The sequence below is a fragment of the Stenotrophomonas maltophilia group sp. RNC7 genome (genome assembly GCF_030910085.1).
GTDB lineage: Bacteria > Pseudomonadota > Gammaproteobacteria > Xanthomonadales > Xanthomonadaceae > Stenotrophomonas > Stenotrophomonas sepilia.
The window spans coordinates 1-405 of sequence record NZ_JAVFVN010000240.1; the positions used below are offsets into that span (position 1 = coordinate 1).

A 405-nucleotide genomic window follows, 5' to 3' on the forward strand; every position below is an offset into this window, starting at 1 on the left:
TTGCCTATTGCAGTAGCCAATCCGAAAAGAGATTCTGGGGATAGAGGAGTATATAGTGTTAAGCATGATGCCATATCCTTTGTTACAGTTTTGAGCAGTCCTATTATAGAAAAAGTAGAACCTTACATCGTTACAGTAGACGGTGGAGAAGATATTGTAATAGAAGGACGAAACTTTCAAGATGGCATTAAGGTTTTTATCGATGGGAAAGAAATAACTAATGTAGTAAGGGATATCGATATCGCTACAACGAGGGGTACACTGAAATTTAAAGCGCCAAAGGGTAGAGAAGGGGTCAATATTATTCAGATCATGAACCCGGATGGTGGTAGTGATACCCACCAATTCATCTATGTACAGACCATGAGAATTGACCCTAAAATTACCACCATAGCACCGAATAAG

The 405-nt window shown here is 39.3% G+C and carries 1 protein-coding gene; it reads left to right on the plus strand.

Annotation, left to right across the window (positions count from 1 at the left end; all coding sequences use genetic code 11):
- Positions 1 to 405 (plus strand): IPT/TIG domain-containing protein (locus RCF13_RS03030; RefSeq protein ID WP_308140853.1); only part of this gene is annotated, 405 nt, incomplete at both ends.